The following is a 13291-nucleotide window of genomic DNA, read 5'->3' as shown; positions in this document are numbered from 1 at the left end:
AGGCTCGCGCCGGCGGGTGGTGCGGCAGGGCCGCGGGGCGGCCGCGTGGTGCGGCCGGGGGACGGCGCGTCAGTCGTTCGCGGTGCGGTGCCAGTGCAGGACGCGCCGCTCGACGAGCGTGATGAGTCCGAGCAGGACCACGCCCATCACCGCGAGGATCGCGATCGCCGCGTAGACGACGGCGAGCTGGTTCATCGACGACGCCGTGCTGATCACGGTGCCGAGTCCGCCGGTCGAACCCGAGGCGGACAGCTCCGCGACGACCGCGCCGATGATCGACAGCGGGAACACGATCCGCAGGGCTGCGAACACGAACGGCAGGGCGTTCGGGATCCGCAGGTGCACGAGCATCTCGAACCGGGAGGCATCGATCGTCTTGTACACCTGCAGTACGGGCTGCGGAACGGACCGCAGGCCGGCGGCGGTGTTGATCAGGATCGGGAAGAAGCAGATGAGCGCCGTGATGACGAGCTTCGGCAGCGGCCCGAACCCGAACGCCACCACCAGGGCCGGGGCGATCGCGACGAGGGGCGTGACGTTCAGCACGATGGCGATCGGCATGACCGCACGGCGGACGATCGGCAGCTCACTCGTCAGCACCGCGAGCACGAAGGCGGCGAGGAACCCGATTGCCAGGCCGACGAGTGACTCCGCCAGGGTGATGCCGGCGTTCTGCAGGTAGTAGGGCAGCTGCGTGGCGAGGGTCTCCCCCACCGCGGGCAACGGCGGCAGCAGGTACGGCATCGCCGTCGCGCCGATCTGCCAGAGCACCGCCAGGACGGCGAGCATCACGACGAGGGGCAACCAGACGGTCGGTCGGAGCCAACCCGGCACCGGTCGACGGGCAGAGCGTCGCTCGGCGTCGGCCGTGGTGGCGGTCGCGGCGGGCGTGGAGGTGGTGGTGGCGCTCATGGTCCCGTCTCCCTCAGGCCGCATCGGTCATGCGCCAGGCGCTGTGCAACCGGGTCCGGACCAGGTCTTCGTACTCGTGGAACCGCTGTTCCTCGAACAATCGCTGGTTGCGCGGGCGGGGCAGGTCGATGTCGATGACGTCGACGATCCGTCCGGGGCGCGGCGCCATCACGACGACCGTGTCCGACATCCGGACGGCTTCGGACACCGAGTGCGTCACGAAGAGCACCGTCGTGCGCAGCTCGTCCCACAGGTCGAGCAGCTGGTCCTGCAGGCTCTCGCGGGTGAACTCGTCGAGCGCCGAGAACGGCTCGTCCATCAGCAGGACGTCGGGGCGCAGGCCGAAGGCCCGGACGATCGCGGCGCGCTGCTGCATGCCGCCGGACAGCTGCGCGGGGAGCTTGTCCATCGCCTCGCCGAGTCCTGCCATCCGCAGGAGTTCGCGCATGTCCGGGCCGGCGCCGGTGCCGCGCTCCTCGAGGTCCTCGATGGCGGCGCGGCGGCGACCGGCGCCCGGGTTCACGCGCCCGGCGAGCGAGACGTTCTGCAGCACGGTGAGCCAGGGCAGCAGTGCCGGCGCCTGGGGCACGAGTCCGATGAGCTTCGCCGCGCAGGCCTGGGCCGGCGTGACACCGTGCACCCGGACGTCACCGCTGTCGGCGGGCTCGAGCCCGGCCACCAGGCGGAGCAGCGTCGACTTCCCGCAGCCGCTCGGGCCGATGAGCGAGACGAACTTCCCGGGCTCGATCGTCAGCCGGGCGTCGTCGAGCGCGACCATGGCGCTCGGGCCGCTGCCGTACACCTTGCGCACCGCGTCCACGCGGACCGCTGATGTGGTCATCCGTTCCTCCATACCGTCGGCGAGCACGCAGGCTCGGTCTCGTATGGCGGAGAGCGTGCGTCGCGAGCTCGGGTTGGTCTGCGACGCGGAAATCCGCTGCTGGTGACGAGGTTAGGACGCCCGTGTTACGGAGTCGGACCACATGTGTTGCGAACGTGTGAACGAGTGCGCGGGTCGGGTCGGCTGGGCTCAGCGCGGTGACGGTACCGCGGTCTGCCCGTCCCAGAGCAGCACCTCGACACCGAGGTCCTCGGCGGCCACCGCCACCCACCCGGCGAGCGCCCTCGCTGCGGGTTCGGCGACGACGAGCACGGCCCGCTCCACGCCGGGGACCGACCGCCGCAGCCACAGCAGCTTGAACAGGTCCGCCATCACCTTGTTGCGCCAGGCGGGCTTGTAGGCGCCCTGGTTCGCGACGAGCTGCACGACGACGTGGTCGGCGTCGTCGATGCCCTCGACCTCGACCCGGGCGCGGTCGAGCACGACCGTGCGCGGGCGGAGGACGAGGCCGAGGGCAGTGCCGGTGTGCTCGAGCATCCGGCGTTCGACGGAGTCGGGGGCGAACCGGCCCCACTCGGAGCGCGCGACGGGGACCTCGGTCATGTCGGCAGTGTAGGCGGGCCAGCCGCTCCGGATCGACCGGCGCGTCAGACCGACCGCGCGGCCGCCTCGAGGGCCTCGGCCGCTTCCCCGGCGCGCACGATGTCGCTGTCGCTGACCGACCGCGCGTTGTACTCGGCTTTGGTCTTCACCGCCAACAGCACCTCGAGGTGCTTCGCGACCGACTGTCCAGCAGCCGCACGCAGCACGGGTACCGCTTCGTCGTGTGCTCCCGATCGCGAGTACTCGCCGGTCCGAGCGACGCAGATCGCGTCAGCCGCGGCGATGCCGCTGAGGACGCACTGCGTGACGAACGCGTTCGCGAACTGCGATCCGGCACCGAAGACCCCTGCATCACCGCCGAGCGCGCGGAGGGCCTCTGCCGCGTCGAGGAACTCCGTCGCCTTGGCGAGCCGACCCCTCCGGAACGACTCGTCGCCCGGTGCGGTGGTGCCAGTTCGCGGGGTCATCCAGTCAGGGTACGGAGCTTCCGGGACAGCCATCGACCATCGCCTGCGATGGGAATCCCGTCCCCGGCGACCGATGCGAGGAGCGGGTCGATGCCGTCGATCTCGTCCTCGTCGAAGAGGACCGGCCGCACGGCGTTCCCGGTCCACCGACCGGCCGCACGGCACACCGCGTGGATCTGGTCCTCTGCCTCCGCACGTCGGCCGCGCTCGACGATGAAGCAGACATCGAGGTCGCTGTCCGGCCGCATCTCACCACGGGCGCCGGATCCGAAGAGCGCGGCGTACACGAGGGGGATCGGTCGACAGCCCGATCGGAGTCGTTCGAGGAACGCGCGCCGGAGATCGGCCAGAGCGGTGATCGCATCGGCGGCGAGGTGTTCCCGGTTCAGGCTGAACGACTTCGTCCGTCCGGTCCGGTGCCCGTCGACGACACCCTGCTCGACCAGCCGATCCGCACTGTTCCGGACCCCGGCGTACGACCGGTCCGGCACCAGGCTGCAGATGTCCGCGATCGTCATCGGTCCTGGCGCTCGTGCCAGGACGGCGAGCACATCGCCGTCCACGGAGGTGGTCACCGTCGCGAAGGGGGATTGCAACTGCATCGGGACCTCCGATCGATACGAGTAGAAATCTACCACTTCTAGTAGATTTCTACTCGTATCTGAGCATTTTCGTCAGACGACCGACCACCCACCATCGCTGGGCAGCACGGCGCCGTTCACGTTGGCGGAGTCGTCGCTGAGCAGCCAGGTGATGGCCGCGGCGAGCTGCTCCGGCTGCGCGACCGGCGGGATCGCGACCTGCATGATGGGCCCGACCCGGCTGGCGGCGTACTCGCTGCGCATCGGTGCCTCGATGTTCGTCGCGACCGCACCCGGCGCGACCGCGTTCGCCCGGATGCCCTGCGGCCCGTGGAAGAACGCCACGCTCTTGGTGAACCCGGCGATCGCGTGCTTCGACGCCGTGTACGCGGCACCCGCTGCCGAGGCACGGAGTGCGGCCTCGGACGCGACGTTCACGACGGCGCCGCGGCCGGCGGCGATCATGTGCGGGAGGACGGCGCGGGTGAGGCGCATCGGTCCGGTGACGTTGACGCTGAAGACGCGGTCCCAGGTGGCGTCGTCGACCTCGCTCGGCGGCAGGAAGGCATCCATGATGCCGGCGACGTTCGCCAGACCGTCGATGCGATCGCCCGCGGCAGCGATGAGCGCGTCGATGGTCTCGGTCGAGGCGACGTCCCCGACGACGGTCTCGAGTTCGAGGCCCTCGAGTTCGGAGCGGAGCACGTCGAGGCGTTCGGCGACGACGTCGGTCGCGATCACCCGTCCGCCCTCGTTCGCGATGCGCGTCGCCGTGGCGCGTCCGATGCCGGAACCCGCCCCGGTGACGATGATGGTCCTGCCGGTGAAACGTCCGGCGGTGCTGTCGGTCATGTCGTCTCCTCACTGAGAGGCGCTCGCTGCGCCACGATGGTTATAGCACTCAGTGCCGAAAGGACTCCATGCACGCGACGGGACGCCCCCGCACGATCGACCCGGACGCGGTGTCCCTCGTGGCGCTCCGGCTGTTCGACGAGCAGGGCTTCGACGACGTGTCGATGGACGACGTCGCCGCAGCTGCCGGCGTGAGCCGCCGGTCGTTGTTCCGGCTGTTCCCGAACAAGGCGGCGCTCGTCTGGGGCGGGCTCGACGAGTTCGCCTCGCGGTTCGGTGACGCACTCCGACAGCGGCCGGCCACGGAGTCGTCGCCGGTCGCCCTGCGCGCGGCCTACCGGATCGGCGCGACCTTCCCCGACGACGCCGTCGAGGTCACCCGCCACCGACTCCGCGTCATCCGAGCGAACCCCTCGCTCGAACACGTCGGCGCGGCCACGGTCACGAGCCTGACCGACGCGATCATCCGGTTCGTGGCCGAGCGGGACGGCGCGACGCCCGACGACCTCGCGGTGTCGGTGCGCGCGCACGCCCTGGCGGCCGCGGCGAGCGCGGCCCTCACCTGGTGGGCGCTGCACGGCGACGGCCGTCCGGAGGACGTCGTGGACCGCGCCCTCGCCCTGCTCACCTGAGACGCGCCCCGGACGCGAGCACCGGACGGACGGGTTCAGCCCATCGCGCGCTTCCCACGGACGTCGCGCGACAGCGCGTCGATGCGCGCCACCTCGTCGTCAGAGAGCCGCACCTCGGCAGCGGCGACGTTCTCGGCGACGCGTCCGGGGTTGCGCGATCCGGGGATCGGGACCAGATCGGCGCGCTTCGCCAGGATCCAGGCCAACGCGAGCTGCGAGAGCGAGACGCCCTTCGCGTCGGCGATCTCGGTGAGTGCAGTGACGACGGCGACGTTCGCATCGAAGTGCTCCGGCGCCCACCACTCGAGCTGCTGGCGGATGTCGTCGGCCGCGTACGCGCTCGCAGGCTGCACTGCGCCGCTCAGGAAGCCGCGCGCCAGCGGCGAGTAGGCGACGACGCCGATGCCGAGCTCGTCGACGAGGGGGAAGAGCGCCTCGGACTCCCGCGAGAAGACGGAGTACTCGGTCTGGAACGCCGAGATCGGGTGGACAGCGTGCGCACGGCGGATCTGGTCGGCATCGGTGTTCGACAGGCCGAGGTACCGGACCTTGCCAGCCTGCACGAACTCCTGCATCACGCCGACGACGTCCTCGATCGGGACGGCCGGGTCGTGGACGTGCTGGTAGAGCAGGTCGATCGAGTCGGTGCCGAGGTTCTGCAGGCTCGCGTCCACCACCTGGCGGATGTGCTCCGGTCGGGAGTCCGGTGCGTACGCCTCGGGGGTGAACCCGAACTTCGTGGCGATCGTCACCTCGTCGCGGATCGGGGCGAGCGCCGCGCCGAGGAGCCGCTCGCCGGTCCCCCAGCCGTACAGCTCGGCGGTGTCGAAGTGCGTGACGCCGAGTTCGTGGGCGTGCCGGATCGCGGCGACGGACTCGGTGTCGTCGCCGGGTCCGTAGGCGAACGTGGTGCCCATGGCGCCGTAGCCGATGGCGCTGACGGTGAGGCCCTGTCGGCCGAGGGTGCGTTGCTGCATGGTGCCGTCCCTTCGTGACGTGTGGTGGTCATGCGATTGGCACTGTACGCCACGATTGTCAGAGTCTGACAACCTGGACCGAAGATGACGTCGCGGTACGATCGGTCCGTGAGCGACGTGCGAACCGGCCTGCGGGACATCACCCGCGACGCCGTCCGCGCGCGCATCGCCGCCGTGGCACTCGAGCGGTTCGACACCGACGGGTTCGAGAACGTCACCGTGGAACAGGTCGCCACCGAGGTGGGGATCTCGGCGCGGAGCTTCCACCGGTACTTCCCCGCGAAGGAGGACGCCGTCATCGGCGACCCCGCGCGACACCGGGACGCCCTCGCCGAGGCGTTCCGGTCGCGGTCGACGACCCAGCCGGTGTGGCCCGCGCTGCGCGAGGCGTTCGCCGAGATGCTCGAGCGCGGCAGCACCGACGACCCTGAGACCGGACGACGATCCGTCCGCGTGATGACGAGCACGACGTCGCTGCGCGCACGGAACCTCGAGAAGCACCAGGCCTGGGCGGACGTCCTGACGCCCCTCGTCGTCGAACAGCTCCACGGGCCCGACGCCGAGCTGCGCGCACGAGTCCTCGTGCAGGCCGCCCTCGGGTGCTTCGACGTGGCGATCACCACCTGGGCCACGGGCGACGACCCCGACGCGGCCCGGATCCTGCGACGCGCGTTCGACGGCATCGCCCCGAGCGCCTGACGAGCGGACGCGCGCCGTCGTCCGGCGGTATCGTCCGGGCATGAACGTCACCGGACCGTCGCCGTACTTCCAACTCGCCGGCACCGCCAGGCGGGCCCTCGAGCACTGGCGAGGGGTCTTCGGCGGCGAGGTCCAGATCGCGACCTACGCCGACTTCTCACGGACCGACGGCCCCGCCGACGCGGTCGCCCACGGGCAGCTCACCGGCGGGCTACAGCTCTTCGCCGCCGACGCGAGCGAGACCGACGAGCCGTTCGCGGCGACCGGCCTGCTGTTCTCGCTCCTCGGGGCCGACGAACCCGACGTCCTGCGGCGCTGGTTCGACGCGCTCGCCGAAGGCGGCACGGTCGTCGACGCCCTGCAGCAACGGCCGTGGGGTGACTGGGACGGCACCGTGCGGGACGCGTTCGGCGTCACGTGGCTGATCGGGTTCGAGGCGTCCGCGCTGGGATGACGGCCGTCCGCGCTGGGATGATGGGCGCATGACCGATCGCCCCGCCGTCCTGTTCGTGTGCGTCCACAACGCCGGACGCTCCCAGATGGCCGCGGGGTGGCTGCAGCACCTCGCCGGTGACCGCGTCCGGGTGTTCTCCGCCGGCAGCGAGCCCGCCGACCAGGTCAACTCCGTCGCGGTGCAGGCCATGGCCGAGCAGGGCATCGACATCGCCGACGCCCGACCGGCAGTGCTCGAGACCGAGACCGTGCGCGAGTCGGACGTCGTCGTCACCATGGGCTGCGGGGACGCCTGCCCGGTGTTCCCCGGCAAGCGCTACGAGGACTGGGACCTCGCCGACCCGGCCGGGCTGGTGATCGAGCAGGTCCGCCCGATCCGCGACGACATCCGGATGCGGGTCGAGCGGTTGATCGCGTCCCTGTAGCCGGTCACTGCTGGTCGGACGGCAGCAGCGGCGCCCAGTAGGCATCCGCGCCGTCGGCCTGCACGGCGTCGCGCTCGAACCGGAAGCCGTAGTCGCGCACGAAGTCGAGCGCGGCGGCCTGCTCGTCCTCGGCGTCGTCGTGCGCGGCGTCGAACAAGTACACGCCGTGCCCCATCTTCACGCCCGAGTCGCTGATCACCGTGAGGTCCCAACGCCCCTCCTCGGCGCGTTCGATCCGCACGACGGCGGCCTGTGCAGCGGTGAAGTCAGCCATGGCGTCAGCCTACGGACGGTGCCCCGGCGGCGTTCAGGGTCCGCTGCGCCCACTACGCTGAGCACCGTCACAGGCCCGGACGAGCGGAGAACGAAGTCATGTCAGTCGGATTGCTCGCCGTGGTGGACGACATCCTCTCCGCGGCCCTGAAAGCGAGCGCGAAGACCGCCGGTGTCGTCATCGACGACGCCGCGGTCACCCCGCAGTACGTGCAGGGACTCGCGCCGGCCCGGGAACTGCCGGTCGTCGGGCGCATCGCGCTCGGCAGCCTGTTCAACAAGTTCATCATCATCATCCCGCTGGCGCTGCTGCTCACCGCGTTCGCGCCCCGGGTGCTGCCGTACCTCCTGCTCATCGGCGGGACGTACCTGTGCTTCGAGGGCGCGGAGAAGGTCACCGAGTGGTTCGGCGTCCACCACGGCGCAGGCACCACCGACTCGGTCACCGAACCGAAGCTCGTGTTCGGCGCCATCCGGACCGACCTCATCCTGAGCACCGAGATCATGCTCATCGCCCTGGCCGGCCTCGACCCCGACCTCGGGCTCTGGCCGACGCTCGGTGCCCTCATCGTGATCGGACTCGTCATGACGGCGGTCGTCTACGGTGCCGTGGCCCTGCTGGTGAAGATCGACGACGTCGGTCTGCAGATGATGAAGAACTCGGTCCGCCGGACCCGTCGCACAGGAGCGCGGATCGTGCGGGCGATGCCGACGGTCTTCCGGGTCATCAGCGTCATCGGCACCGTTGCGATGCTCTGGGTCGGCGGGCACCTGGTCATCGCGAACCTCGCCGAGACCTTCTGGCACGGCCCGTACGACCTGTTGCACACGATCGAGCACGCGATCGAGGCCGCGGGCCCGGTGATCACGTGGGTCGTCGACACCGCGGTCTCGGCGCTCGCCGGCGTCGTCCTCGGCATGGTCGTCGTGGCGATCGTCCTCGGCGTCGGTCGCCTCCGCGGGAAGCACTGACTTACACTTCTGTTCCGCCATCGGTACACTTGTGTACATGGCTGAGGAGAGTGTCGCCGAGTTCGCGGTCCGCGCGGGGTTGTCACCGCGACGCGTCCGGGCGCTGATCGAAGGGGGATCGATCCGAGCACGCCAGGTCGGCGGCCAGTGGCTCGTCGACCAATCGTCGGAGCATCGTCCTGCCGCGAGTCGACCGCTCGGTGCACGGATGCGCAGCAACCTGCTGGCCTCGCTCTCCGGTCAGCCGATCGATGGCCTCTCAGCGCCGGAGCGGGTCCGTCTTCGCCGCTACCGGGACGAACTCTTTCGGAGCGCCGAACCGGACCGCATGCTCGGAGCCTGGATTCGCCCGGTCCCTGCACTTCGTCTCCGAGTGGCCGATGCCGACCTCGAGGACCTCGCCGCTGACGGTCGCCTGGTGAAGTCGGGTTTCAGCGATCCCCGCTCGGAGATCGCCGCGGCGGGGCAGCTCGAGGCTCGAGTCGCGGCCGGCGACGCCGATGCACTCCGGCGTGACTACCTCCTCCGCCCGTCCGACCAGCCCAACGTCCTGCTGCACGTATCTGATCAGAAGCCCCCATCGCCGCTTCCGCTCGGGTTGCTCTTGGTCGACCTCGCGGGGCACGACGGAATCCGCGAACGGTCCCGGGTTGCGGAGCTCCTCCAGGCCACGTCGTGACGATCGTCGCTCCGGCCATGACGTCGGCCCAGGCCGCAGCGTGGCACGCGCTGTTCCAGGTCCACGAACGCCACCCGAGTGGATGGGCGCTCGTCGGCGGGCAGATGGTGCATTCGTTGTGCTGGGAGCGAGGCGCCGTTCCGCCCCGGCCAACGCAAGACGCTGACGCCGTGCTCGACGTCCGCGCACGACCGCGGGTCCTCCACGACTTCACCGCCGTGCTCAGCGCGCTGGGGTTCGAGTCTGCCGGCGAAGCACCGCCCGTGCTCGAGGGGACACGTGGCGTGCAACACCGATGGCTGAAGGGCGACGCCCAGATCGACGTCCTCATCCCACGCTTCCTCGGCGAACGAGCGGACAACCGGGTCGGCGTGACGGGTGGTCGGACGATCGCAGCGCCGGGCGGTCAAGGGGCACTCGACCGATCGGAGACGATCGACGTCGAGGTCTCGGGCCGGGCCGGGCGTGTGAACCGACCGACCCTGCAGGGAGCACTGGTCGCCAAGGCGTCCGCGCTCCTCATCGGCGATGGAGCACGTGCGGACCGACACCTGAACGACCTCGCGATCCTCGCGTCGCTCGTCACCAGGCGGGACAGGGTGGGCGAGCGCCTCACCAGGACCGAGGCCGTTCGCGTCCGCTCTGCGCTCGGACTGGTCCTCGACCGGCCGCCGCTCCACCTGAGTGTCGGCGTGGACGCGGCGACGGTGACGGTCGTGCGGGAGCAGTTCGTCACCGGACCGTAGTGACCCGAGTCGGAACACGAGTGTTCCGACGGACCACTCGTCGATCAACTCGTGGTCCGTCGCAGAACCGGTTCGCACCGGCCGCGCGGCCGGATTACCCTGGCGCGCATGGCAACGGTGCGACAGGTCCAGGTGACGTTCGACTGCGCCGAGCCGGAGCGGGTCGCCCGGTTCTGGTGCGAGGTCCTCGGCTACGAGGTCCCTGCTCCCCCGCCCGGGTTCGTCGACTGGCAGGCCTTCAACGCCTCGCTGCCGCCCGAGCACCAGGACTCGGCCTTCGCGTGCGTCGACCCGACCGGCGCCGGCCCGAGGCTGTTCTTCCAACGGGTACCCGAGGGCAAGACGGTGAAGAACCGCGTGCACCTGGACGTCCGGGTCGGCACCGGTCTGGTCGGCGAGGAGCGCCTCGCGGCACTCGACGCGGAGAGCGCCCGCCTCGTCGCACTCGGCGCGACGCAGTTCCGCCGCATGCTCGCGGATCAGGTCGACGAGTCCTGCATCGTGATGCAGGACGTCGAGGGCAACGAGTTCTGCCTCGACTGATCCGCGAGCGCAGGCGGACTCAGACCACCGGCCCGTAGAGCGGCGTCTCCGCCTGGTCGAGCTCGAGCTCGGCGGTCTGCTGGATGAGTGCCAGCAGGTCGGCGTCGAGGCCGGGAGCGAACTCCTCGAGTCGCTCCGGAGCGATGAACGACGGCACGCCGGCAGGGGCCTGCTCGGTCGCGGTCAGGTCCGTGCCGTCCTTCGACGGTGACGCTCCGCGGAAGATCTTGCCTGCCTCCGACGCCCCGTCGAGGTCGAAGCTGTACTGCTTGCTCTGCAGCCCGAGGTCGACGAGTTCCTTGACCTCCGGGAACCGCTCGGCGTTCGTCTTCGGGATCGGCAGCAGGGTCTTCCAGTCGACGCCGAGGGTCTCGAGTGCCTTCGCGTAGGCGTTCTCGTGCGCCTGGTCGCGGACGATCAGGTACGCGATGGTGCTGCGCGCGGTGGGGTTGTCCGTCATCTCGTAGATGCGGCACTTCTGCAGGCGACCGGTGGACTCGAGCATCAGGTTGTAGAGCAGGTCGAGCGGCAGGTTGCCGGAGTTGTAGACGTAGCTGCCGCTCCACGGGTTGCCCGCCGCATCGACCGGCAGAGCACCCTGCGCGCCGACCAGGTAGTGGTGGATGTTGCTCGTGTCGAGCGCGATGTTGAGCGGCGTCGCACCCTTCGCACCCGGCTTGTCCAGCGGGTCGGTGAGCTTGCCGGTGTACTCGGGCGAGCCGTCGAGCAGGCGGGAGATCGTGGTGCCGATGAGCTCGACGTGGCTGATCTCCTCGGTACCGACGCCCTGGATGAGGTCGCGGTACGGCTTCGCCGCCGGGCCCCGGAAGTTCATCGCCTGGAACAGGTACTGCATCATCGTGCGCATCTCGCCGAACTGCCCGCCGAGCCCTTCCTGCAGGGCGTTGGCGGCGGCCGGGTCGGGCTCGCCGTCGGCGATCTCGTTGATCCAGGTCTGTGCGTGGAAGTACATGGACACTCCTTGCTCACCGCGACGGGACCGCCGCGTGCCTCACCGTCGTCCGGCGTCCCTGGCAGACGACACGGGTCGTCCACTCAGCGCGGTATCGTCGTCGGCGCCGCACCGCAGCGCCCGGAAGGACCCCCGAACCGATGACCGCCAGTCACGCCGTCGACACCGCCGCCCTCGACGATCTGCTCGGGCCGGGCCAGGTCCTCCGCGACCCGGCGTCGCTCGAGCGGTACCGCCACGACGATGCCGAGTGGGCCGACTCCACGGCACCGCTCGCCGTCGTCCTCGCACGCAGCACCGACGACGTCGTCGCCACCGTCCGGTGGGCGGCAGCCGCCGGCGTGCGGGTGGTACCGCGCGGCGCCGGGACCGGTCTGTCCGGTGGGGCGAACGCGATGGCCGGATCGGTCGTCCTGTCCCTGGAACTGATGGACGCGGTGCTCGAGGTGAACACCGACGAGCGCTACGCCGTCGCCCAGCCCGGTGTGATCAACGACGCGCTCCGGGCTGCCGTCGCGGAACACGGACTCTGGTACCCGCCGGACCCGGCGAGCTCGGCCATCTCGACGATCGGCGGCAACGTCGCGACGAACGCCGGCGGGATCTGCTGCGTGAAGTACGGCGTCACCCGCGACTACGTGCTCGGGATGACCGTCGTGCTGGCCGACGGTTCCGTGGTGGAGCTCGGGCGCCGCACGGCGAAGGGCGTGGCCGGGTACGACCTGGCTGGCCTGATGGTGGGCTCGGAGGGCACGCTCGGCATCGTCGTGTCGGTCACCGTCAAGCTGCTCCCCCTGGCCGGACGCGACGAACGCGCCGTGATCGGGTACTTCCCCTCGCTCAGCGCTGCCGGGGACGCCGTCGCCGCGATCTCGCGTGCCGGGATCATCCCCGCCGCACTCGAGATCGTGGACCGGACCTGTCTCCGGGCCGTCGACGACTGGATGCACCTCGAGCTGCCGTCCGACGTCGACACCCTGCTGCTGGCCCGGGTCGACGAGCGTGGTGCCGCGGGGGACGAGCTCGCCGACCAGGTCGCAGCGGTCTTCGCGCAGGCCGGCGGGACCGACGTCGAGCGCGCCACGGACCCGGACGACATCGACCGGCTGTTCCAGGCACGGCGACTGGCGTACCCGGCACTCGAGCGGCTCGGCCCGGTGCTCACCGAGGACATCTGCGTGCCCCGCAGCGCGGTGCCCGAGATGCTGCGGCGGATCCAGGCGACCGCGGCAGCGCACGACGTCACCATCGCGAACATCGCGCACGCCGGCGACGGCAACCTGCACCCGCTGATCATCGCTCCGGAGGGCGACGCCGCCGCGAAGGCCCGCGCGAAGGAGGCGTTCGACCAGATCGTCGCGGACTGCCTGGCTCTCGGCGGCACCGTCACGGGAGAGCACGGTGTCGGTCTGCTCAAGCTGCCGGGCCTGCGGCAGGAGCTCGGCGAGCGGGTCCTCGCGATGCACCGGGCCGTGAAGGACGCCCTGGACCCGGCGGGCACCCTGAATCCCGGCAAGGCGTTCTGAACGCACGACGACGACGGACGGGAGGCCCGGTGCCAGCTGGCACCGGGCCTCCCGTCCGTCCACTGGTCGCGCCCAGGGCGCGAAGGTCACAGACCGGTAACAGAGACAGATCGGTCCAATCCGTTTGCCGGAGGCCC

18 protein-coding genes are annotated in these 13291 nt (G+C 70.7%); 9 read left to right on the top strand and 9 right to left on the bottom strand.

All coding sequences use genetic code 11. The features are described from left to right. Positions 1–69 precede the first annotated feature (69 nt). The 6 genes from OGL88_RS17430 to OGL88_RS17405 form a co-directional block, all read right to left on the bottom strand. Complete coding sequence (locus tag OGL88_RS17430; protein WP_263092277.1) at positions 70–912, bottom strand: ABC transporter permease; 843 nt, start codon at positions 910–912, stop codon at positions 70–72. 13 nt (positions 913–925) lie between these two features. Continuing rightward, on the bottom strand, positions 926–1753 hold the full coding sequence (locus OGL88_RS17425) for an ABC transporter ATP-binding protein (protein ID WP_263092276.1): 828 nt from the start codon (positions 1751–1753) through the stop codon (positions 926–928). Between the two features lie 189 nt (positions 1754–1942). Further along, entirely contained in the window at positions 1943–2356 is a 414-nt protein-coding gene (locus tag OGL88_RS17420) for a hypothetical protein (protein ID WP_263092275.1), read from the bottom strand. A 44-nt stretch (positions 2357–2400) separates the two neighbouring features. Further along, complete coding sequence (locus OGL88_RS17415; protein ID WP_263092274.1) at positions 2401–2823, bottom strand: DNA-binding protein; 423 nt, start codon at positions 2821–2823, stop codon at positions 2401–2403. Then, positions 2820–3425 (bottom strand): nucleotidyltransferase domain-containing protein, encoded by a 606-nt coding sequence (locus tag OGL88_RS17410; RefSeq protein WP_263092273.1) that lies wholly within the window; start codon positions 3423–3425, stop codon positions 2820–2822. Before OGL88_RS17410 ends, OGL88_RS17415 begins: the two co-directional genes overlap by 4 nt. A 72-nt stretch (positions 3426–3497) precedes the next feature. After that, positions 3498–4256, bottom strand: a complete 759-nt coding sequence (locus tag OGL88_RS17405; protein ID WP_263092272.1) for an SDR family NAD(P)-dependent oxidoreductase — start codon at positions 4254–4256, stop codon at positions 3498–3500. 68 nt (positions 4257–4324) lie between these two features. Here OGL88_RS17405 and OGL88_RS17400 point away from each other — a divergent pair, with 68 nt between their 5' ends. Then, a complete protein-coding gene (locus tag OGL88_RS17400) occupies positions 4325–4888 on the top strand; it encodes a TetR/AcrR family transcriptional regulator (RefSeq protein ID WP_263092271.1) in 564 nt (187 codons plus the stop codon). A 35-nt stretch (positions 4889–4923) separates the two neighbouring features. Here the strand turns inward: OGL88_RS17400 and OGL88_RS17395 are convergent, their stop codons facing one another. Continuing rightward, positions 4924–5865, bottom strand: a complete 942-nt coding sequence (locus tag OGL88_RS17395; RefSeq protein WP_263092270.1) for an aldo/keto reductase — start codon at positions 5863–5865, stop codon at positions 4924–4926. Between the two features lie 108 nt (positions 5866–5973). Here OGL88_RS17395 and OGL88_RS17390 point away from each other — a divergent pair, with 108 nt between their 5' ends. From OGL88_RS17390 to OGL88_RS17380, 3 genes are read left to right on the top strand one after another with little or no spacing between them, the layout of a single operon-like run. After that, entirely contained in the window at positions 5974–6564 is a 591-nt protein-coding gene (locus OGL88_RS17390) for a TetR/AcrR family transcriptional regulator (protein WP_263092269.1), read from the top strand. A 40-nt stretch (positions 6565–6604) separates the two neighbouring features. Continuing rightward, entirely contained in the window at positions 6605–7018 is a 414-nt protein-coding gene (locus OGL88_RS17385) for a VOC family protein (RefSeq protein ID WP_263092268.1), read from the top strand. 28 nt (positions 7019–7046) lie between these two features. Further along, positions 7047–7442 (top strand): arsenate reductase ArsC, encoded by a 396-nt coding sequence (locus OGL88_RS17380; RefSeq protein WP_263092267.1) that lies wholly within the window; start codon positions 7047–7049, stop codon positions 7440–7442. Positions 7443–7446: 4 nt separating this feature from the next. Here OGL88_RS17380 and OGL88_RS17375 read toward each other — a convergent pair whose 3' ends face one another. Then, positions 7447–7716: a hypothetical protein gene (locus tag OGL88_RS17375; RefSeq protein ID WP_123294645.1), complete on the bottom strand. Its 270-nt coding sequence runs from the start codon at positions 7714–7716 to the stop codon at positions 7447–7449. A 98-nt stretch (positions 7717–7814) separates the two neighbouring features. On the opposite strand from OGL88_RS17375, the gene OGL88_RS17370 reads away from it, so the two are divergent. The 4 genes from OGL88_RS17370 to OGL88_RS17355 all read left to right on the top strand — a co-directional run bounded on the left by OGL88_RS17370 (position 7815) and on the right by OGL88_RS17355 (position 10655). After that, entirely contained in the window at positions 7815–8687 is an 873-nt protein-coding gene (locus OGL88_RS17370; protein ID WP_263092266.1) for a DUF808 domain-containing protein, read from the top strand. A gap of 208 nt (positions 8688–8895) precedes the next feature. Beyond that, the gene (locus OGL88_RS17365; RefSeq protein WP_263092265.1) at positions 8896–9366 is read left to right on the top strand and encodes a hypothetical protein; all 471 of its coding nucleotides are present in this window, start codon (positions 8896–8898) and stop codon (positions 9364–9366) included. A 170-nt stretch (positions 9367–9536) separates the two neighbouring features. Further along, complete coding sequence (locus tag OGL88_RS17360) at positions 9537–10112, top strand: hypothetical protein (protein ID WP_263092264.1); 576 nt, start codon at positions 9537–9539, stop codon at positions 10110–10112. Between the two features lie 108 nt (positions 10113–10220). Further along, positions 10221–10655, top strand: coding sequence for a VOC family protein (locus tag OGL88_RS17355; protein ID WP_263092263.1), 435 nt, complete (start codon positions 10221–10223; stop codon positions 10653–10655). Between the two features lie 19 nt (positions 10656–10674). Here OGL88_RS17355 and OGL88_RS17350 read toward each other — a convergent pair whose 3' ends face one another. Then, the gene (locus OGL88_RS17350; RefSeq protein WP_263092262.1) at positions 10675–11628 is read right to left on the bottom strand and encodes a manganese catalase family protein; all 954 of its coding nucleotides are present in this window, start codon (positions 11626–11628) and stop codon (positions 10675–10677) included. Between the two features lie 140 nt (positions 11629–11768). On the opposite strand from OGL88_RS17350, the gene OGL88_RS17345 reads away from it, so the two are divergent. Continuing rightward, a complete protein-coding gene (locus OGL88_RS17345) occupies positions 11769–13154 on the top strand; it encodes an FAD-binding oxidoreductase (protein ID WP_263092261.1) in 1386 nt (461 codons plus the stop codon). Positions 13155–13291: the final 137 nt, after the last annotated feature.

It is taken from the genome of Curtobacterium sp. RIT-PI-V (assembly GCF_025642935.1).
GTDB lineage: Bacteria > Actinomycetota > Actinomycetes > Actinomycetales > Microbacteriaceae > Curtobacterium.
The sequence above is the reverse complement of the archived record's forward strand: the minus strand, read 5'-3'. Positions and strand labels throughout refer to the sequence as shown.